The 20,267-nt window shown below is 67.6% G+C and carries 15 protein-coding genes; 1 reads left to right on the top strand and 14 read right to left on the bottom strand.

Annotated features, from left to right (window positions below):
• From RKE40_RS23055 to xdhA, 4 genes are all read right to left on the bottom strand, one after another.
• A partial coding sequence (locus RKE40_RS23055) for an ABC transporter ATP-binding protein (RefSeq protein ID WP_316020547.1) occupies positions 1 to 949 on the bottom strand: 949 nt, incomplete at its 3' end.
• The gene (xdhC, locus tag RKE40_RS23050) at positions 933 to 1,799 is read right to left on the bottom strand and encodes a xanthine dehydrogenase accessory protein XdhC (RefSeq protein WP_316020546.1); all 867 of its coding nucleotides are present in this window, start codon (positions 1,797 to 1,799) and stop codon (positions 933 to 935) included. The genes xdhC and RKE40_RS23055, both read right to left, overlap by 17 nt.
• A complete protein-coding gene (xdhB, locus tag RKE40_RS23045; RefSeq protein WP_316020549.1) occupies positions 1,796 to 4,123 on the bottom strand; it encodes a xanthine dehydrogenase molybdopterin binding subunit in 2,328 nt (775 codons plus the stop codon). The genes xdhC and xdhB overlap by 4 nt, the downstream gene beginning before the upstream one ends.
• Positions 4,124 to 4,145: 22 nt before the next feature.
• On the bottom strand, positions 4,146 to 5,621 hold the full coding sequence (gene xdhA / locus RKE40_RS23040; protein WP_316020545.1) for a xanthine dehydrogenase small subunit: 1,476 nt from the start codon (positions 5,619 to 5,621) through the stop codon (positions 4,146 to 4,148).
• A gap of 116 nt (positions 5,622 to 5,737) precedes the next feature.
• Here xdhA and guaD point away from each other — a divergent pair, with 116 nt between their 5' ends.
• Complete coding sequence (guaD, locus tag RKE40_RS23035; RefSeq protein ID WP_316020544.1) at positions 5,738 to 7,051, top strand: guanine deaminase; 1,314 nt, start codon at positions 5,738 to 5,740, stop codon at positions 7,049 to 7,051.
• A gap of 118 nt (positions 7,052 to 7,169) precedes the next feature.
• Here guaD and RKE40_RS23030 read toward each other — a convergent pair whose 3' ends face one another.
• The 10 genes from RKE40_RS23030 to RKE40_RS22985 form a co-directional block, all read right to left on the bottom strand.
• Complete coding sequence (locus RKE40_RS23030) at positions 7,170 to 8,027, bottom strand: D-amino-acid transaminase (RefSeq protein WP_316020543.1); 858 nt, start codon at positions 8,025 to 8,027, stop codon at positions 7,170 to 7,172.
• Between the two features lie 129 nt (positions 8,028 to 8,156).
• The gene (locus RKE40_RS23025; protein ID WP_316020542.1) at positions 8,157 to 9,752 is read right to left on the bottom strand and encodes an ABC transporter ATP-binding protein; all 1,596 of its coding nucleotides are present in this window, start codon (positions 9,750 to 9,752) and stop codon (positions 8,157 to 8,159) included.
• 1 nt (position 9,753) lies between these two features.
• A complete protein-coding gene (locus RKE40_RS23020) occupies positions 9,754 to 10,875 on the bottom strand; it encodes an ABC transporter permease subunit (protein ID WP_316020541.1) in 1,122 nt (373 codons plus the stop codon).
• A gap of 4 nt (positions 10,876 to 10,879) precedes the next feature.
• Positions 10,880 to 11,800, bottom strand: a complete 921-nt coding sequence (locus tag RKE40_RS23015) for an ABC transporter permease subunit (RefSeq protein WP_316020540.1) — start codon at positions 11,798 to 11,800, stop codon at positions 10,880 to 10,882.
• A 287-nt stretch (positions 11,801 to 12,087) separates the two neighbouring features.
• Positions 12,088 to 13,707, bottom strand: coding sequence for a peptide ABC transporter substrate-binding protein (locus RKE40_RS23010; protein ID WP_316020539.1), 1,620 nt, complete (start codon positions 13,705 to 13,707; stop codon positions 12,088 to 12,090).
• Positions 13,708 to 13,912: 205 nt separating this feature from the next.
• The gene (locus RKE40_RS23005; RefSeq protein ID WP_316020538.1) at positions 13,913 to 16,204 is read right to left on the bottom strand and encodes an NADP-dependent malic enzyme; all 2,292 of its coding nucleotides are present in this window, start codon (positions 16,202 to 16,204) and stop codon (positions 13,913 to 13,915) included.
• A gap of 131 nt (positions 16,205 to 16,335) precedes the next feature.
• Entirely contained in the window at positions 16,336 to 17,352 is a 1,017-nt protein-coding gene (locus RKE40_RS23000; protein ID WP_316020537.1) for an ABC transporter ATP-binding protein, read from the bottom strand.
• Positions 17,349 to 18,332 carry an ABC transporter ATP-binding protein gene (locus tag RKE40_RS22995; protein WP_316020536.1) on the bottom strand — a complete coding sequence of 328 codons (984 nt, stop codon included), beginning with the start codon at positions 18,330 to 18,332 and terminating at the stop codon, positions 17,349 to 17,351. The genes RKE40_RS23000 and RKE40_RS22995 overlap by 4 nt, the downstream gene beginning before the upstream one ends.
• Before the next feature lie 2 nt (positions 18,333 to 18,334).
• Positions 18,335 to 19,261 (bottom strand): ABC transporter permease, encoded by a 927-nt coding sequence (locus RKE40_RS22990; RefSeq protein WP_316020535.1) that lies wholly within the window; start codon positions 19,259 to 19,261, stop codon positions 18,335 to 18,337.
• Entirely contained in the window at positions 19,258 to 20,235 is a 978-nt protein-coding gene (locus RKE40_RS22985) for an ABC transporter permease (protein ID WP_066468646.1), read from the bottom strand. Before RKE40_RS22985 ends, RKE40_RS22990 begins: the two co-directional genes overlap by 4 nt.
• Between the last annotated feature and the right edge of the window lie 32 nt (positions 20,236 to 20,267).

The raw sequence follows: 20,267 nt of genomic DNA, 5'->3' as shown, positions 1-20,267 counted from the left end.
AGGCGGCGCGGCGCTCGCCCGAAAGGGCCAGCAACAGCTCGGCCTGGCCGTTCCCGGCAACGCCGGCGATGCCGAGGATCTCGCCGGCATGGGCGGTGAAGCCGATATTCTTCAGCCGGGTGCCGAAGGGCGGCTCGCCCGGCATGTCGAGCCCGCTGACGACGAGGCGGGCGCGGCGTGCCTCGCCGGCCGCGGCGGGGCGCTCGATGCTCTTGAGCTCGGAGCCGATCATCAGCTCGGCCATGCGCCGCGTCGTCTCGGCGCGGGGGTCGCAGGTCGCGACGACCCGGCCAGCCCGCAGGATGGTCGCGGCCTCGCACAAGGCTTTGATCTCGTGCAGCTTGTGGCTGATGTAGAGGATCGAGCAGCCCTCGGCCGCGATCTGGCGCAAGGTGTCGAACAGGCGCTCGACCTCCTGCGGCGTCAGCACCGAGGTCGGCTCGTCCATGATCAGCAGCTTCGGCTTCTGCAGCAGGCAGCGCACGATCTCGATGCGCTGGCGCTCGCCGACCGAGAGCGTGTGCACCTCGCGGTTCGGGTCGAGCGGCAGGGAATAGCTGTCGAGGATCGCCTTGATCCGCCGTTTCAGCTCTTCCGCCGGGACCTTCTCGTCGAGCCCCAGCGCGATGTTCTCCAGCACCGTCATGCCGTCGAACAGAGAGAAATGCTGGAACACCATGCCGATGCCGAGCTTGCGGGCGGCCTTGGGCGAGGGGATCTCGACGGGGTGGCCGTCCCAGCGGATCTCGCCCTCGTCGGCGCGCTGCACGCCGTAGATGATCTTGACCAGGGTCGACTTGCCGGCGCCGTTCTCGCCGAGCAGCGCATGAATCTCGCCCGGCCGGACGCCGAAGCTGATGTCCTGATTGGCCTTCACGCCCGGAAAGCTCTTCGAGACATGGGCGAGCGCCAGACGTAAGGGGGCCGTCTCGTCAGGCGGCAGCGTCATGGGCGGCTCGGCCTTTCTCTGGCGCGGTGGCGTCCTTCCCCGCGAAGGCCGCCTTCTCGCCAAGCAACCAACGTACCAGCTCGGCCGCCGTCAAGGCCGCGATCACCTCCGGACGCTTGTCATGCACATCCGATCCACCGATTGGGCAGGTCAGACGCGTCAGGGCCGCGCTTCCGGGGTGCCGGCGCCGGAAGCTCGCCTCGAAGCGGGCGCGCTTCGTCGCCGAGCCGATCATCCCGACATAGGCTGCATCGCCGCGCAGAAGCGCCGCCTCGGCCAGCCGGTAGTCGAGCGCGTGGCTGTGGGTCAGGACGATGAAGGCAGCGCCGGCATGCGCCGTGGCGAGCACCTGCTCGGGATTGTCGAGATGGAGGCAGGAAATGGCCTCTGGCAGGTCCGCGAACTGGCCAGGTCGGTCGTCGACCAGCGTCACGGCGAGCGGCAGCAGGGACAGGCAGCGGGCGAGGGCCTTGCCGGTATGCCCGGCGCCGAAGATCAGCACCTGCGGCCGTCCGGCCGCCGCTTTCGCCTCGCTTGCGCGCAAGGCGGCGAGGTCGGCGGGGGTGGCGCGCGCCAGCGAGACCTCGACGCGCCCACCGCAGCACTGGCCCATTTGGGGGCCGAGCGGCAGGTCGACCCGGCGCTGCTGGTCGCCGGTCGCCAGCATATCGCGGGCGAGATCGAGGCAATGGAATTCGAGCTGTCCACCGCCGATCGTGCCGGCGCTGTCATGGTGCGAGACGATCATCGTCGCGCCGGCCTCGCGCGGCGTCGAACCCTGCACGCGTTCGATGCGGACGACGATCGCGCCTTCGTCGAGATGCCGTTCGAGAAAATCGGAGAGCGTCATGACGCGCCCTCCGTGGCGGCGGCCAGCGCCCGCACTCGCTCGACCGCATCGAGCACGCGTTCGGGCGTCGCCGGTGCGTCGAGCTTCGGACAGAAGCGATGGTCGCCGACGCTGGCGACCGCATCCGACAGCGCTTGCAGCACACTGATCGCCAGCATCAGCGGCGGCTCGCCGACTGCCTTGGAGCGATGGATCGTGTGTTCGCGATTGGGCGCGTTCTCCAGCAGGGCGACGTTGAAGATGCGCGGCCGGTCGGAGGCTACCGGGATCTTGTAGGTCGAGGGTGCGTGGGTCCTGAGGCGCCCCTTCTCGTCCCAGACCAGCTCCTCGGTGGTCAGCCAGCCCATGCCCTGGACGAAGCCGCCCTCGATCTGGCCCTTGTCGATCGCCGGGTTCAGCGAGTTGCCGCAATCATGCAGGATGTCGACGCGCTCGACCTTGTACTCGCCGGTCAGCGTGTCGATCGCGACCTCGGAGGCCGCTGCGCCATAGGCGAAATAGTAGAAGGGATGGCCGCGTCCGGCCTTGCGGTCCCAGTGAATCTTCGGAGTGGCGTAGAAGCCCGTCGCCGAGAGCTGGACGCGGGCCATGTAGGCCGCCTTGACCAGCTCGACGAAGGCGATCTCGTGCGCCCCGATCCGAACCCGTCCCGGGAGGAAGGCGATTGCCTCCGGCGCCTCCTGCCAGCGCTCCGCGGCGAAAGCCACGAGCCGCTGCTTGATCGTCTCGCAGGCGTCGAGCGCGGCCATGCCGTTGAGGTCGGAGCCGGAGGAGGCGGCGGTAGCCGAGGTGTTCGGCACCTTGCCGGTCGTCGTCGCGGTGATCCTGATCCTGTCGAGGCCGATGCCGAAGGCCTGGGCCACGACCTGCGCCACCTTCTGGTAGAGCCCCTGGCCCATTTCGGTGCCGCCATGATTCAGCGCGACCGTGCCGTCGGTGTAGACATGCACCAGCGCGCCGGCTTGATTGTACCAGGTCGCGGTGAAGGAGATCCCGAATTTCACCGGCGTCAGCGCGATGCCGCGCTTGATGACCGGGCTTTCCCGGTTGAAGGCGCGGATCGCCCGTTGCCGCTCGCGGTAATGGCAGTCGCGTTCCAGCTCGTCGATCACCTCGCCGGCGATCATGTCCTCGACCTGCTGGTGATAGGGCGTCGTCAGCCGGCCCTCGCCGCCATAGAGATTGCGCCGTCTCACCTCCAGCGGGTCGAGCCCGGTGGCGTAGGCGACCTCCTCGATGAAGCGCTCGGCCCCGACCATGCCCTGCGGTCCGCCGAAACCGCGGAAGGCGGTGTTCGAGACGGTGTGCGTGCGCAGCGGTTCGGAGCGCGCGCGCACCGCCGGATAGAAATAGCAATTGTCCATGTGGAACAGGGCACGGTCGGTGACCGGGCCGGAAAGGTCGGCGTTCCAGCCGCAGCGCGCCGCATAGACGGCGTCGACCGCATGGATGCGCCCGTCATCGTCGAAACCGATCTCGTAGTCGACGACGAAATCATGGCGCTTGCCGGTGATCACCATGTCGTCGTCGCGGTCGGGCCGCAGCTTCACCGGCCGCCCGAGCTTGCGGGCGGCGAGCGCCGCGACGCAGGCGAAGAGATTGGCCTGCGTTTCCTTGCCGCCGAAGCCGCCGCCCATGCGCCTGACCTCGATCGTTACCGCATGGGCGCCGACGCCGAGCACAGCCGCGACCATGTGCTGGACCTCGCTCGGATGCTGGGTCGAGGAGTGCACCAGCATGTCGCCATCCTCGCCGGGGACGGCGAGGGCGATCTGGCTTTCGAGATAGAAATGGTCCTGCCCGCCGATCGCCATCGCGCCGTTGAGCCGGCGCGGGCTCGCCGCGAGACCGGCCGCGACATCGCCGCGTTCGAGCTTCAGCGGCTCGGTGACGAGCTCGCCGCCTGCGGCACGCGCCGAAGCGACGTCGAGCAGGGGCGCAGCTTCCTCGTATTCCGCCTTCGCCAGCGCCGCGGCATGCCGCGCCTGCTCGCGCGTCTCGGCGATGACCGCAAAGAGCGGCTGGCCATGATGCAGGATCGCCTCGGTCGCGAAGACCGGCTCGTCATGCTTGTGCGTCGAGGAGATGTCGTTCTCGCCCGGGATGTCGGCGGCGGTCAGGACCGCGAGCACGCCCGGCGCGGCCTCGACCGCCGACAGGTCGAGCGACAGCAACCGGCCATGGGCGATGCTGGAGAGGCCGAGGCACGCATGGGCGGTGCCGGCCGGCTCCAGGATGTCGTCGACATAGACGGCCTCGCCGGCGACGTGCTTCTCGGCGGAATCGTGCTTCAGCGGCGAGCCGACGATCGGCCGCGTCTCCATGGCGTCGAGCCGTTTGCGTGCGTCAGCCATGGGCGGCCTCCGCCAGCAGGCCGGCGACCCGGGTCGCCGCTTCGGGAACGGTCGTTTCGAGCAGGAACCGCCGCAGCAGGTTGCCCGCGACCTTGAGCCGGTAGGCCGCCGAGGCGCGCATGTCGGTAAGCGGCGTGAAATCACCCGCGAGCGCGGCGATGGCGGCGGCGACGGTGGCCTCGTTCCAGTACCGGCCAAGCAGGGCCGCCTCCGCTGCTTTCGCCCGTTTCGGGATGCCGGCCATGCCGCCGAAGGCGAGGCGGGCTTCGACGATGCGGTTATCGGGGTCTCGGCGCAGGAAGAAGGCGCCGCACAGGGCCGAAATGTCCTCGTCGAAGCGCTTCGAGATCTTCGAGACGTGGAACAGCGCATCGGCCGGCAGTTTCGGTACCAGCACGGCTTCGACGAACTCGCCCTCGCGACGGTCCTGCTTGCGGTAGTCGAGGAAGAAGGCTTCGAGCGGGAGTTCTCGGTGCGCGCTGCCCTTGCGCAGCACCAGCGTGGCGCCCAAGGCGATCAGCGCCGGTGGCAGATCGCCGATCGGAGAGCCATTGGCGATGTTGCCGCCGATTGTGCCGGCATTGCGGACCTGTTCGCCGCCGAAACGGCGCATCATCTCGTCGAGCTGGGGAGAGATGGTTGCGAGCGCCCTGCGCACGGCGACATGGTTCGCCATCGCGCCGAAGCGCAGCTCGTCGCCTTCGTCCGCTATGGCGCGCAGTTCCTCGATCCGGCCGAGATGGATCACGGGATCGAGCCGGCGCATGCCCTTGGTCACCCAGAGCCCGACATCGGTCGCGCCGGCGACCAGCGTCGCCTGGGGGTGGGAGGCGATGAGCTCGGCGAGGGCTTCTGTGGTCGCAGGCGAGAAATGGCGCCGCTCGCCATCACCTATCGCCACGGTTTGCATGTCCCGCAGTTCGGCGAGGCGGCTGGCGATCTCGCCTTGCGCTTGGGCAAAGCGGTCCTGCGCGCGATCTGCGGCAGCTGCCCGCAGTCCGGCTGCGATGATCGGCTCATAGCCGGTGCAGCGGCAGAGATTGCCGGCGAGCGCATCCTCGATGCGCGCGATGGAAGGAGCCGCCTCGTTCAGCCAGAGCGCGAACAGCGACATCACGATGCCCGGCGTGCAGAAGCCGCATTGCGAGCCATGGCAGTCGACCATCGCCTGCTGCACCGGGTGGAGCGCGCCGTCGGCACCCTTCAGGTGCTCGACCGTCAGGAGCTGGCAGCCGTCCAGCGTCGGCAGGAAGCGGATGCAGGCATTGATCGCCTCGTAGCGCAGCTCTCCGCCATCGAGCCGGCCGATGACGACGGTGCAGGCGCCGCAATCGCCTTCGGCACAGCCCTCCTTGCTGCCGGTGCGGCGCCGGTCGAGCCGGAGCCAGTCCAGCACCGTCCGGGTCGGATCGCAGCTTGCGATCTCGACCAGCTCGTCGCCGAGCAGGAAGCGGACGGTCTCACGCATGGCAGCTCCATCGAGAGCAAATCGCGAACATGCCCTGAGATTAGGCATGTTCGTCGCTTGGCCGGAAGCTTTGATTTGGTGCAGATAAGATAGGTATCGGCGCCGGAGTATGCAGGTTGAGCAGGCAGGATGCGGTGCGAGCCCTAAGGGGGCGGCTTCTCTGGTTCGTCGGCGATCCGCATAAGATCGGCGAGGCCGCGCATCGCTATGTCGAAGACGGGCTGCTGGTCGTCGAGGGCGGGCTGATCCGGGCGGCCGGGGAGGCGCGGGCGCTGCTGCCGACCCTGCCCGCCGCGACCGAGATCATCGACCATCGCCCGCATCTGATCATGCCGGGCTTCATCGACGCCCATATCCACATGCCGCAGACCCAGGTGATCGCCTCCTATGGCGCGCAACTGATGGAGTGGCTGAACAAATACACCTTCGTCGAGGAGCAGAAGCTGGCGCAGCAGGGCCATGCCGAAAAGCTTTCGCGCTTCCTGCTCGACGAACTCCTGTCGAGCGGCACCACGACTGCCGCAGTCTATTGCTCCGTGCACGAAAAATCGGCGGAGGCCTTCTTCACCGAATCGCATCGCCGCAACACAAGGATGATCGCGGGCAAGGTGATGATGGACCGCAACGCACCGGCGGCGCTGACGGATACGGCCGAAAGCGGCTATGCCGAGAGCAAGGCGCTGATCGGCCGCTGGCATGGCAAGGGCAGGCAGCTCTACGCGATCACGCCGCGCTTCGCCGTGACCTCGTCGCCCGAGCAGATGGCGGCCTCGCAGCGCCTCGTCGCGGAGCATCCCGACTGCTTCGTCCAGACCCATATCAACGAGAACCGGGCCGAGATCGCCTTTGCGCGCGAACTCTATCCCGATGCAGCCGACTATGCCGGCATCTACGAGGATTACGGGCTGCTGGGTCGGAAGAGCCTGCTCGGCCACTGCATTCACATGACCAAGCGCGAATGGCGCGCCTTTGCTCAAGCTGGTGCGGTCGCGGTCTTCTGCCCGACTTCGAACCTCTTCCTCGGCTCCGGCCTGTTCGACTGGGAGCGGGCCCGGCGCGAGGGCGTCAAGGTTGCGCTCGCCACCGATATCGGCGGCGGCACCTCCTATTCGATGCTGCGGACCATGGCCGAGGCCTACAAGATCCTGCAATTGCAGGGGCAATCGCTCTCGGCGTTCGAGGCCCTGCACGCGATCACGCTCGGCAATGCGGTCGCGCTCGGTCTCGATCATCTGATCGGCTCGTTCGAGGCGGGGCGCGAGGCGGATATCGTGGTGCTCGATCCCGCCGCGACGCTCGCGATGGCGCACCGGCTGGAGACGGCGCGCGATCTTTCGGAGGAACTCTTCGTGCTGGTCACGCTCGGCGACGAGCGCAACGTGGTCGCGACCTATGTGATGGGCGAGCGGGTGGAATTGCCAGAAGCCTGACATTTGTCATCCCGGACAAGCCGCGATAGCGGCGCCGATCCGGGATCCATGCCTGAACCGTTCCGGAATGGGTCCCGGGTCTCCGCTTCGCTCTGCCCGGGACGACAGGTGAGAGATATCAGCCGAGCACGCCGCCCTTGCGGGCGTGCTCGAGATAGATCTCGCGCAGCCTGAGCGTCGCCGGTCCCGGCGCGCCATTGTGGATGCTGTGGCCGTCGATGGTGGTGACCGGCATCACCAGGCTGGTCGCGGAGGTGATGAAGGCCTCCTCGGCGTCGATCGCCTCGGCGAGCGTGAATTCACGCTCCTCGAAGGTGAAGCCGCTTTCGGCGAGGAAGGCGAGCACCGCCTTGCGGGTGATGCCGGGCAGCACCTTGTTGGAGAGCGGACGCGAGATCAGCGTCTTGCCCTTGACGATCCAGGCGGTCGACGAGGCGCCCTCGGTGACGACGCCGTCCTCGATCAGCCAGGCTTCCTGCGCGTCGTTCTCGGCGGCGAACTGCTTGGCCAGCACCGGGCCGAGCAGGTTGACGCTCTTGATGTCGCGGCGCGCCCAGCGCAGATCCGGCGTGCTGACCACCTTGATGCCGGTCTTCGCCAGCGGCGTGTCCGCGAATTTGCGCGCCTGGGTGAAGAGGACGAGCGACGGCTTGATGTCCTTGGGGAAAGCGAAGTCGCGATCGGCGGCGCCGCGCGAGACCTGCAGATAGATCGAGCCCTCGTCGAGGTTGTTGCGGGCGATCAGCTCTTCATGGATGGCGATCAGTTCGGCGCGGCTCCAGGCCAGCTTCAGGCCGATTTCGTTGCAGGAGCGCTCCAGGCGGATGAGGTGCGCATCGCAATCGACGAGCTTGCCGCCGAGCACCGCCGAGACCTCATAGATGCCGTCGCCGAAGATGAAGCCGCGGTCGAAGATCGAGATCGTGGCGTCTTCCTCGGGAAGATAGGCGCCATTGACGTAGACGGTGCGGCTCATCGCTCGGGTCTCTTGCTGGGTGGACAAAGGCGCACCTTTCCTATCCGAGCGGACGACGCGATGCGAGAGGGCAGGCCGTGTTGCCGCTCAGCGCCCGGCGCAGGACGCGGCCCTTACGGGACTTCCGTCTCAGCACTTCAGCGCCGCCGCGATCAGGCGCTGCGTGTAGGCCTGCTGCGGCGCCTCGAAGATCGCCTCGGTCGGCCCACGCTCGACCACCCGGCCATCCTTCATCACCATGATCTCGTCGGACATCGCCCGGACCACGGAAAGGTCGTGGCTGATGAAGAGATAGGACAGGCGGTGCCGCGCCTGCAGTTGCTTGAGCAGGGCGACGATGCTGGCCTGGACGGTGCGGTCGAGCGCCGAGGTCGGCTCGTCGAGCACCACCAGCGCCGGACACAGGATCATGGCGCGGGCGATTGCGATGCGCTGGCGCTGGCCGCCGGAGAATTCGTGCGGATAGCGGTTGCGCAGGGCTGGATCGAGCGCGACTTCGGCCAGTGCTTCGGCGGCGCGCCGCTCCCGCTCGCCGCGCGACAGGCCGGGCTCGTGGACCAGCAGCCCTTCGGTGACGATCTCGCCGACGGTCAGCCGCGGCGAGAGCGAGCCGAACGGGTCCTGGAACACCGCCTGCAGGCTGCGGCGCAGCGGACGCATCGCGGCCCGGTCGAGCCCGGTCAGCGCCCGGTCCTCGAAGCGCACCTGCCCGCTGGCCGGCACAAGCTTCAGGATCGCCCGGCCGAGCGTCGACTTGCCCGAGCCGGATTCGCCGACGATGCCGATGGTCTGGCCGCGCCGCAGGCTGAGATCGACGCCGTCGACGGCGTGCAGCACGGCCCTTTCACGCCGGAGGAAGCCGCGGCTCAGATCGAAGCTGACGCGCAGGTCGCGGGCTTCGAGCAGGATTGGGGCGTCGGGAGGAGGCGGGGCCTTGCGGCCATGCGGCTCGGCCGCGAGTAGGGCACAGGTATAGGGATGCGTCGGCCTCTCGAAGATCGCCGAAGTCGCGCCGCTCTCGACGACCTTGCCCGCCTTCATCACATAGACGCGCTCGGCATATTTCCTGACGAGGCCGAGATCGTGGCTGATCAGGATCACCGCCATGCCGAGGCGCTGCCTGAGCTCGGCGATTAGCGCCAGAATCTCGGCCTCGATGGTGACGTCGAGCGCTGTCGTCGGCTCGTCGGCGATCAGGATGTCGGGATTATTGGCGAGCGCCATGGCGATCATCACGCGCTGGCGCTGGCCGCCGGAGAGCTCGTGCGGATAGGAATCGAGCCGCCGCTCCGGCTGCGGGATGCGCACCAGCTTCAGCAGTTCGAGCGCCCGCGTCCGCGCAGCCTTGCGCGACAGGCCCTTATGCCGGCGCAGCGGCGCGGCCATCTGCGCCCCGATCCGGAACAGCGGATCGAGCGAGGTCATCGGCTCCTGGAAGATCATCGCGAGCTTGCTGCCGCGATAGGCGTTGAGCCTTGCCGGGGAGAGGCCGAGCAGCTCGGTGCCGCGATAGCGGATCGAGCCCGAAGCCTCGCCATTGCTCGCGAGCAGCCCCATCGCCGCCATCACGCTCTGGCTCTTGCCGGAACCGGATTCGCCCACAATGGCGACGAACTCGCCGGGCGCGACGTCGAGGTCGATGCCGCGCACCGCCTCGCACGGGCCGTCATTGGTCCGGAAACGGACCTTGAGGTCGCGGATGGCGAGGACGGGTTCGCTCGCCATTTCAGCGATCCCGCGGGTCGAGCGCATCGCGCAGGCCGTCGCCGAGGAAGTTCAGCGCGAACAGGGTGGTCACCAGGAAAGCGGCGGGGAAGGCGAGCATCCAGGGCGTCGCCTGGATCGCCCGCGCGCCGTCCGAGATCAGCACGCCCCAGCTCGTCATCGGCTCCTGCACGCCTAGGCCGAGGAAGGAGAGGAAGCTCTCGAGCAGGATGACCTTCGGCACCAGCAAGGTGACGTAGACGATCACCGGGCCGAGCGTGTTCGGGATGACATGGCGCGTCAGGATGCCGCCGATCGAGACGCCGAGCGCCTCGGCCGCCAGCACATATTCCTGGCGCTTGATCGAGAGCGTCTGGCCCCGGACGATCCGCGCCATGTCGAGCCATTCGATCGCGCCGACGGCGAGGAACATCAGGATGAAGTTACGGCCGAAGAACACGACCAGCAGGATCACGAAGAAGATGAAGGGCAGCGAATAGAGGACGTCGACGATACGCATCATCACCATGTCGATGCGCCCGCCGAGATAGCCGGCAGTGGCGCCATAGGCGACGCCGATCACCAGCGCGACGCCGGTGGCGAGCAGGCCGATGGCGAGCGAGACACGACCGGCGACCAGGGTCCGGGTCAGGAGGTCGCGCCCGTTGCTGTCGGTGCCGAACAGGAAATGCTGGCGCTTGATGGGGACGGCGAGCGCGAGCCGGCGGCCCTCCTGCTCGCTGGCCGTGATCCGCGGCGTGCCGAACTGGTCGGAGCGGTCGAAATAGACCAGCAGGCGCTGGTCGATCGGCCTTTGCGCGGTCAGGACCAGTCGGACCTCGGCGGCGTCCACGACGACCTCGCTCGGCGTCGCCCTTATGCGCAAGGCGATGCGCTGTATCGCGGCCGGCAGCGCCTCAGCCTTGGGATAGGCCGAGAGACTGGCGGGCACGCGGACATAGTCCTGATAGACCCGGTCGTAAGGGTGGCCGGTGAACCAGGGCCCGAAGATGCAGGCCAGCGTCATCAACGCCAGCACGACGAGGCTCGCGACCGCGGCGCGGTTGCGCAGCAGGCGGAGGCGGGCGTCCTGCCAGAGCGAGCGGGCGGCGGGCGGGGCGGGAAGGGGCACAACCTCGCTCATCGGCTCAATCCAGCCTGACGCGCGGGTCGAGCAGCGCGTAGAGGATGTCGACGACGAGGTTGAAGACCAGGACGAAGATGGCGACGACGACCACCGTGCCCATCACCAGCGTGTAGTCGCGGTTGAGCGCGCCCTCGACGAAATAGCGCCCGATGCCGGGAATACCGAAGATGGTCTCGACCACCACCGAACCGGTGAGCAGGCTCGCCGCGGCCGGGCCAAGATACGAAATGACCGGCAGGGCGGCCCCGCGCCCGGCATGCAGGGCGATCGTCGCGCCCGAGAGCCCCTGCGCCCGCAGGGTCCGGATATGATTGGCACGCAGCGTCTCGATCATCGCCGCCCGCGTCATCCTGGCGATCACGGCGATCTGCGGCAGGGCGAGCGTCACGATCGGCAGGATGGTGTTGCGGAAGGCGCCGCCATTCCAGCCGCCGACCGGAAGCCAGGCCAAGCTCAGGCCGAAGACGATCTGCAGGATCGGCGCAACGACGAAATTCGGGATGGTGATACCGGCGGTGGCCAAACCCATCACCGCATGGTCGGCCCCGCCATTCTGGCGGAAGGCGGCGAGCGCGCCGAGCGGGCCGCCTATGGCGAGCGCGAGCAGCAGCGCCGAGGCGCCGAGCCGCATCGAGACCGGCAGTCCTTGCGCGAAGAGCTCGGCGATCGAGAAATCGCGGAAATAGAAGGAGGGACCGAAATCGCCGCGCAGCAGGGCGCCAAGATAGGTCAGGTACTGGGCGTGAAGCGGCTGGTCGAGCTGATAGATCCGTCGCAGATTCTCCATCACCTTGGCCTCGAGCGGCTGTTCGAGATCGAACGGCCCACCCGGCGCGAGGCGCATCAGGAAGAACGAGAGCGTCACGATCACGAGCAGGGTCGGGATCGCGGTGGCGAAGCGGCGCAGAATGTAGGTGAGCATCAGATTGCGCCGGGATGCCCGCCATTCTTCCCCTCTCCCCCTGCGGGAGAAGGTGGCCCGAAGAGCCGGATGAGGGGTCGCTCAGGTCTACCCGTCATGCTCGCCCTTGTGGCGAGCATCCACGTCTCGAACACCGTACTCGTCACCGGAAGACGTGGATGGTCGGGACAAGCCCGACCATGACGATGAAGCGTCGTCCGACCCCTCACCCCGACCCTCTCCCGCAGGGGGAGAGGGGGAAGGTCGCGCCTGTCCGGTCGGTCAAACCCGGCCATGACGTGCTTCGGTCACGGCTTCAGGCTCATGAACCGCGTCGGCAGCGCGCCGCGCAGATTCTGCTGGAAGCCGACCAGCTTTGGCGAGACCAGGTTCTTCGAGGAATAGTACATCAGCGGGATCCACGGCATGTCGGCCGCGAGAATGCTGTCGGCTTCGCGCAGGATCGCGGCGCGCTTGGCGAGATCGAGTTCGTCGGCGCCCTGCTGCAGCAGCGCGTCGAACTTCGGATTGGCGTACTTGCCGGAATTGAAGCCCTTATTGTCGCTGAGGAACAGGAACAGGAAGTTCTGGGGATCGGAATAGTCTCCGATCCAGCCATAGCGGGCGATGTCGAAGTCGCCGCCGTCGCGCAGCAGGGCGAAATGGGTCTTGCCGTCGGTGTTGATGAAGCTGGTCTCGACGCCGAGCACCTTCCACTGCTCGGCGATGGCGATCATCGTGCGGCGATTGTTGTCGGTGGTGTTGTAGCGCAGTTGCACCCGCAGCGGCATGCCGGGGCCGTAGCCGGCGGCGGCGAGCAGGCGCTTCGCCTCTTCCTCGCGGTCGAGCGGCGAGACGCCCTTGAAGTCGGCCTCCGCGCGCTCGCCATAGTTCCCGATATTCGGCGGGATCACGCCATAGGCCGGCAGCATGGTGCCGCCCCAGATCTCCTCGGCGATGAACTCGCGGTCGATCACCAGCGACAGCGCCCGGCGCACGCGCAGATCGTCGAAGGGCTTCTTTGCGGTATTTACGATGAGGAAATAGGTGCCGAGATACGGCGCGACCTTGACCTGATTGCCGAGCTTCTCGCGCAATTGCTGGATCTGGTCGGCCGGAATGTCGGTCGTCATATGCAGCTCGCCGGCCTGGAAACGGCGCGCGGCGGCGGCGAGATCGGAGGCGGGATAGTACAGGATCGTGTCGATCTGCACGTTCGCCGCGTCGTGGAAGTTCCTGTTCTTCTCCATCTTGATGTGGGAGTTCGGCACGAACTCCTTCAGCGTGTAGGCGCCGTTGGAGATCCAGTTCTCCGGCTTGACGAAATCCTTGCCGAACTTCTCGACGGAGGCCGGATGCACCGGCAGGCCGGTCTGGTGCGTCAGCAATTCCAGGAAATAGGGCGTCGGCCGTTCCAGCTTGATTTCCAGCGTCGTGTCGTCCGGCGCCTTGACGCCGAGCTCGTCGATGCCCGCGCCTTCGCCCGATTTGTTGATCTTCTCGGCGTTGAGGATGGGGTAGAGGATGTTGGCGTATTTCGCGCCGGTCGCGGGATTGATGATCCGCTTCAGCGAGTAGACGAAATCGCCCGCCTTGACCGGGTCGCCGTTCGACCATTTGGCGTTGGCGCGGAGCTTGAACGTGTAGCTCTTGCCGTCCTCGCTCATCGTCCAGCTTTCGGCGACGCCGGGTATGACCTCGCCGTTGATGTGGTGGATGACCAGCCCCTCGGAGAGGTCGCGCAGCAGGTGCGCCTCGGCCACCGTCGAGGTCTTGTGGGCATCGAGCGTCTCGGGGTCGCCGTCATTGCCGCGATGGAAGACGACCTGGGCCAGGGCGGCGTGGCCGAGCCCCAGGGCGAGGCCGGCCGCAAGGGCGAGAGGCCGCAGACGGCGCAGGAACTGCGACTCAGCCTTGAAGCTTTTCATGAGCTCTCTCCGAAGCTTAGCCGGACGGGCCCCTTTCCCGCTCGTGCGGGAAGTATGGGCCGATCCTGAGGCCGGAGCCAAGGAGGAAAACGGGGACTTCAACCGATCTCCGACCGCGGGCAGGCGGGGAGCCTGGAAGCGTCCGCGGGTCGCCGTAGTCGGGGGAGACCGGGCGGGATACCCGCCCGGTCCATGAAAAGGGCACTCAGCCCTTCTGCGTGCGTCCCTGCGCCTCGACGACGGCAACGGCGGTCATGTTGACGACGCCGCGCGCCGTCACCGAGCCGGTCAGGATATGCACGGGCTTCGCCGCGCCGATCAGGATCGGCCCGACCGGCAATGCGTCCGCCAGCACCTTGGCGAACTGATAGGCGATGTTGGCCGAGTCCAGATTCGGGAAGACCAGCACGTTGGCGACGCCCTTCAGACGCGAGGAGGGCAGGACACGGTCGCGGATCGCCGCCACCAGCGCCGAGTCGGCCTCCATCTCGCCGTCGCATTCGAGATCCGGCGCGCGCTCGCGGATCAGCCCCAGCGCCTTGCGCATCTTCAGCGAGGACGGGGTGTCGGCCGCGCCGAAGTCGGAATGCGAGAGCAGGGCGATCTTCGGCTCGATGCCGAAGCGCTCGACATGGCCGGCCGCGAGCACGGTCATGTCGGCGATCTCCTCGGCCGTCGGATCGTGCTTCACATGCGTGTCGGTGAGGAAGAAGGCGCCCTTGCTGGTGATGATCAGCGTCATCGCCGCGATGTCGCTGACGCCGGGCTCGAGTCCGATGATGTCGCGGATATGGCGCAGCCGCGACAGGAAGCGGCCTTCCAGGCCGGTGATCATCGCATCGGCCTCGCCGCGCACCACGGCGAGCGCCGCGATCACCGTATTGTTGGTGCGCACCAGCGAGCGGGCGGCTTCCGGGGTGATGCCGCGGCGGCCGGCGATGTCGAGATAGGTCTGGACGTAGTCGCGATAGCGCGGATCGTCTTCCGGATTGATCAGCTCGAAGTCGACGCCGGGCCGGATCGTCAGGCCGAAGCGCGCGATGCGGGCCTCGACCACGCTCGGGCGGCCGATCAGGATCGGCGTAGCCAGCCCCTCCTCTAGCGCCACCTGCGCCGCGCGCAGCACGCGCTCATCCTCGCCCTCGGCATAGACCACCCGCTTCGGGTCGGCCTTGGCCTTGGCGAAGAGCGGCTTCATCAGGAAGCCGGAGCGGAAGACGAAGCGCGACAGGTCCTCGCGATAGGCCTCGACGTCGATCAGCGGCTTCTTGGCGACGCCGGTGATCATCGCCGCCTCGGCGACAGCCGGCGCGATACGCAGGATCAGGCGCGGATCGAACGGGTTCGGGATCAGCGAGGTCGCGCCGAAGGTCTGCGCCTCGCCGCCATAGGCCCGCGCCGCGATGTCGGAGGTGGCCTCGCGGGCGAGGGCGGCGATGGCGCGCACCGCGGCGAGCTTCATCGCCTCGTTGATCGTCGTCGCCTGCACGTCGAGCGCGCCGCGGAAGATGTAGGGGAAGCAGAGGACGTTGTTGACCTGGTTCGGATAGTCCGAGCGGCCGGTGCAGATCATCGCGTCCGGCCGGGCGGCCAGCGCATCCTCCGGCGTGATCTCCGGATTGGGGTTGGCGAGCGCCAGGATCAGCGGCTTCGGCCCCATGCGCTTGGCCATCTCCGGCTTGAGCACGCCCGCGGCCGAGAGCCCGAGGAAGACGTCGGCATCGCCGATGACGTCGGAGAGCGTGCGGGCGTCGGTCTCCTGCGCATAGACCTCCTTCCAGCGATCCATCAGGGTGTTGCGCCCCTTGTGGACCACGCCTTCGAGGTCGGTGACCCAGATGTTCTTGCGCTGCGCGCCGAGCGAGACCAGCAGGTTGAGGCAGGCGAGCGCGGCCGCGCCGGCACCAGAGACGACGATCTTGACGTCGGCGATCTTCTTGCCGGCGAGATCGAGCCCGTTGAGGACGGCGGCGCCGACGATGATCGCCGTGCCGTGCTGGTCGTCATGGAAGACCGGGATGTTCATCCGGGCCTTGAGCTGCTCCTCGATCTCGAAGCACTCGGGGCCCTTGATGTCTTCCAGGTTGATGCCGCCGAAGGTCGGTTCCAGCGCGGCGACGACCTCGACGAACTTCTCCAGATTGCGCTGGTCGACCTCGATGTCGAAGCAGTCGATGCCGGCGAACTTCTTGAACAGGACGGCCTTGCCTTCCATCACCGGCTTGGAGGCCAGCGGGCCGATATCGCCGAGGCCGAGCACGGCGGTGCCGTCGGTGACGACCGCGACGAGATTCTGGCGCGAGGTCAGCTCGGCGGCCTGGCTCGGATCGTCGACGATCGCCTCGCAGGCCGCGGCGACGCCGGGCGAATAGGCGAGAGCGAGGTCGCGCTGGTTGCCGAGCGGCTTGGTCGCCTGGATCTCGAGCTTTCCGGCCCGCGGCTGGCGATGATAGACGAGGGCGCCAGCGCGAAGGTCGGCCGACAGGGTGCTCTTCATGGTTCCGATTCCCCAGGCGTACGCCCGGCGCAACCGGCGCCGGGCTGCTCGGAGGTCGCCCGTAAGACGCCCCGCGTCAAGCTTCGAACCAGCAATAATCCTTGTTCAAAACGTCCGCGCCGGAGCGGGCTCTAGGCGGCCAGCGCTCCGACCCCGCCGTCATGGAGATGGCAAGCCGCGACATGGCCGGGCGCGATCTGCTTCAGCACCGGCCGTTCCGCCTTGCAGCGCGGCCCGGCCATCGGACAGCGCGGGTGGAAATGGCAGCCCGGGGGCGGGTGCAGCGGCGAGGGAATCTCGCCCTTCAGCGGTGCGAAGCGCTTCTTGCGCGCCGTGATCGAGGGCACGTTGGCGAGCAGTGCCTGGGCGTAAGGGTGCTGCGGGCCCTTGAACAATTCGCTCGCCGGCGCCGCCTCGACGACCCGTCCGAGATACATGATCACCACCCGGTCGGAGAGGTGCCGGACCACGCTGAGATCGTGGCTGATGAACAGATAAGTCAGGTTAAGTTCGTCGCGCAGCTTCATGAAAAGATTCAGGACCTGGGCCTGAATCGATACATCAAGTGCGGCCACGCTTTCGTCGCAGACCAGGAATTGCGGCTTCACCGCGAGAGCCCGGGCGATGCCAATACGCGCCCGCTGCCCACCCGAGAACTGGTGCGGGTACCGCCGGCGGTAGCTTGGGTCGAGCCCGACGCGCTCCAGCATCTCGACGACATAGGCGTCCTGCTGGGCCTTCTCGACGAGGCCGTGCACGACCGGAGCCTCGCCGACGATGTCGGTGACCCGCAGGCGCGGGTTGAGGGAGGACATCGGGTCCTGGAAGATCATCTGGATCGCCAGCGTGGCGGCGCGGCGCTGCTGCGCATCCATCTCGTCGGTGAACTGGCCGCGCCAGGAAACCCGGCCCGCGCTCGGGGGGTGGATGCCGGCGACGACACGTCCGAGTGTCGACTTGCCGCAGCCGGATTCGCCGACCAGCCCGACGACCTCGCCCTGGGTCACCGAGAGGTCGACCCCGTCGACCGCGTGGACCACCTGCTCGGTGTAGCCGGCGCCCATCCAGTTGGCGAATTTCGAGGCGGCATCGAGCGGCTTGGTGAAGCGCTTGGAGACGCCGTCGAGGGTCAGGATCGGCGCACTCATGCCGCGACTCCGGCGAGGTTCAGCGGGTGATGGCAGCGCACGCCGCGCTCGCCCGGAAAAGCGGTGACCGCCGGCGCCTGCGCGAGGCAGTCCGCCTGGGCGTAATCGCAGCGCGGGGCGAAGGCGCAGCCCTGCGGCAGCCTGGCCAGTGACGGCGTCGAGCCGCGGATCTGGCGCAAGGGCGCGCCGGGCTCGCCCTCGGCCGGCAGCGAGCCGAGAAGGCCGCTGGTGTAGGGATGGAGGGGGGTGTCGAGCACGGGGTCGACCGCGCCGGTCTCGACGATGCGCCCGGCATACATCACCGCGATCCGGTCGGCGAGACCGGCGACGACGCCGAGATCATGGGTGATCCAGACCAGCGCCGTGCCGGTCTCGGCGCAAAGCGACTGCATCTCGGCCAGGATCTGGCTCTGGATGGTGACGTCGAGCGCCGTGGTCGGCTCGTCGCAGATGATCAGCGGCGGGCGGTGCAACAGGGCGATCGCGATGGCGACGCGCTGGCGCATGCCGCCGGAAAACTGGTGCGGATAGGCGTTGAGCCGCTCCTCGGGAGAGGGGATGCCGACCTTGGCGAGGGCGTCGCGCGCGCGCTCCCGCGCCGCCTTGTGCGAAACCTTGTCATGGGCGGTGACGGCCTCGATCATCTGCGTGTCGACGCGCAGCACCGGGTTCAGCGTCATCATCGGGTCCTGGAAGATCATCGCGACCTCGCGGCCGCGGACCTTGCGGAATCCCTCCTCGTCGAGCCCGACCAGTTCCTTGCCGTTGAGCTTGATCGAGCCTTCGACGATCTTTCCGGGCGGGTCGATCAGCCCCATCACCGAGAAGCCGGTGACCGACTTGCCCGAGCCGGACTCGCCGACGAGGCCGAGCACCTCGCCGCGGTTGACGTGGAAGGACACGCCGTCGACCGATTTCACCGTGCCGGCACGGGTGAAGAAATGGGTCTTCAGGCCGGAAACTTCGAGAACGGGCGCCATCCTCACTTCTCCAGCCGCGGGTTGAGCACGTCGCGCAGGCGGTCGCCGACCAGGTTGATCGAGACGATCGTCAGAAGCAGCGCGATGCCGGGGAATACCGAGATCCAGTACTTGCCCGAGAGCATGTACTGGAAGCCGTTGGCGATCAGCACGCCGAGCGAGGGTTCGGTCTGGGGCAGGCCGACGCCGAGGAAGGAGAGCGTGGCTTCGAGCGAGATCGCATGCGCCGTCTGCACGGTGACGATGACGATCACCGGCGCCAGGCAGTTCGGCAGGATGTGGCGGAAGACGGTGCGGGCATGGGAGAGGCCGAGCGACTGGGCCGCCTCGACATACTCCTTGCGCCGCTCGACCAGGGCCGAGCCGCGCACGGTGCGGGCGTAATAGGCCCATTGCACCATCACCAGCGCGATGATGATCTTGTCGACGCCCTTGCCGAGCCCCGCGACCAGGATCAGGGCAACCAGGACCGAAGGCAGCGAGAGCTGCAGGTCGACGATGCGCATGATAATGTTCTCGGTGCGCCCGCCGGAATAGGCGGCGATCAGGCCGATCGCCATGCCGACGCCGGCGGCGAGGATGCCCGAGAACGCGCCGACCATCAGCGAGATGCGCAGGCCGTAGAGAATGCCGGAGAGCAGGTCGCGCCCGACGCCGTCGGAGCCGAGCCACATGGTGAAGCCCTCGCCGGCGACATCGCCGGGCGGCAGGCGCGAATCCATCACGTCGACGCTGGCGAGGTCGTAAGGGTTCTGCGGCGCGATCAGCGGCGCAGCCAGTGCGAGCAGAACGATGAGGACGAACAGGCCGAGGCCGAAGGTGGCGAGCCTGTCCTCGAAGAAGGAGCGGGCGAAGCGCCGGAACGGCGTCTCCTCCTTCGCTTCGACCGGCGGGGCGGCAGCGGCGGTGGGCAGGGTGGCCTCGCTCATGAGGTGGCCTCCGTCAGGCGCACGCGTGGATCGAGCGCGGAATAGATCAGGTCGACCAGGAGGTTGATCGTGACGAACAGCACCACGACGACCATCACATAGGCGACGATCACCGGCCGATCGAGGCGGGTGATCGCCTCGAGCAGCAGGCGGCCCATGCCCGGCCAGGCGAAGATCGTCTCGGTCACCACCGAGAAGGCGACCAGCGAGCCGAATTCGAGCCCGAGCACGGTGACGATCGGGATCATGATGTTCTTGAGGATATGGACGCCGATGATCCGGCTCTGCGACAGGCCCTTGGCCCGCGCGAACTTGACATAGTCCATCAGCGCGGCTTCCCGGGCACCGGCCCGGGCGAGGCGGATCACCAGCGAGATCTTGAGCAGAGCGAGGTTGAGCGCGGGCAGGGCGACATGCTGCCAGCCCTTGAGCGAGAGCAGCGAGGTATCGATGCCGAGGATCGAGACGGTCGGCCCCCGCCCCGTGGCGGGCAGCCAGCCGAGGCTGACGGCGAAGGTCAGGATCAGCATCAGCCCGACCCAGAAGGTCGGCAGAGAGAAGCCGAGGATCGAGATCGCCATGATCAGCCGGGAGATGCGGCTCTCCGGCTTCAGCCCGGCATAGAGGCCGAGCGGCAGGCCGATCAGGATCGCCATGAAGAGGGCGACGAAAGCGAGCTCCAGCGTCGCCGGCATGCGATGCAGGATCAGCTTGATCGCCGACTCGCCATGCACGAAGGACCGGCCGAGATCGCCTTGCACGGCGTTCTTCAGGAAGATCAGGAACTGTTCCCAGATCGGCCGGTCGAGACCGAGCGCGCGTGCCGTTTCGGCGATCTGCTGCTGGTCCATCTCGGGCGAGATCAGCATGTAGATGGGATCGCCGACGACGTTGACGCCGAAGAAGACGATCACGAGCATCGCCGCGATGACGAATAGCGCTTGCGCCAGGCGGCGCAGGACGAATGCCAGCATGGTCCGGGACCTTCCGGAGCGGGATGCGAAAC

The sequence above is a fragment of the Allobosea rubneri genome, assembly GCF_032464875.1.
Classification (GTDB): Bacteria; Pseudomonadota; Alphaproteobacteria; order Rhizobiales; family Beijerinckiaceae; genus Allobosea; species Allobosea rubneri.
The sequence above is the reverse complement of the archived record's forward strand: the minus strand, read 5'-3'. Positions and strand labels throughout refer to the sequence as shown.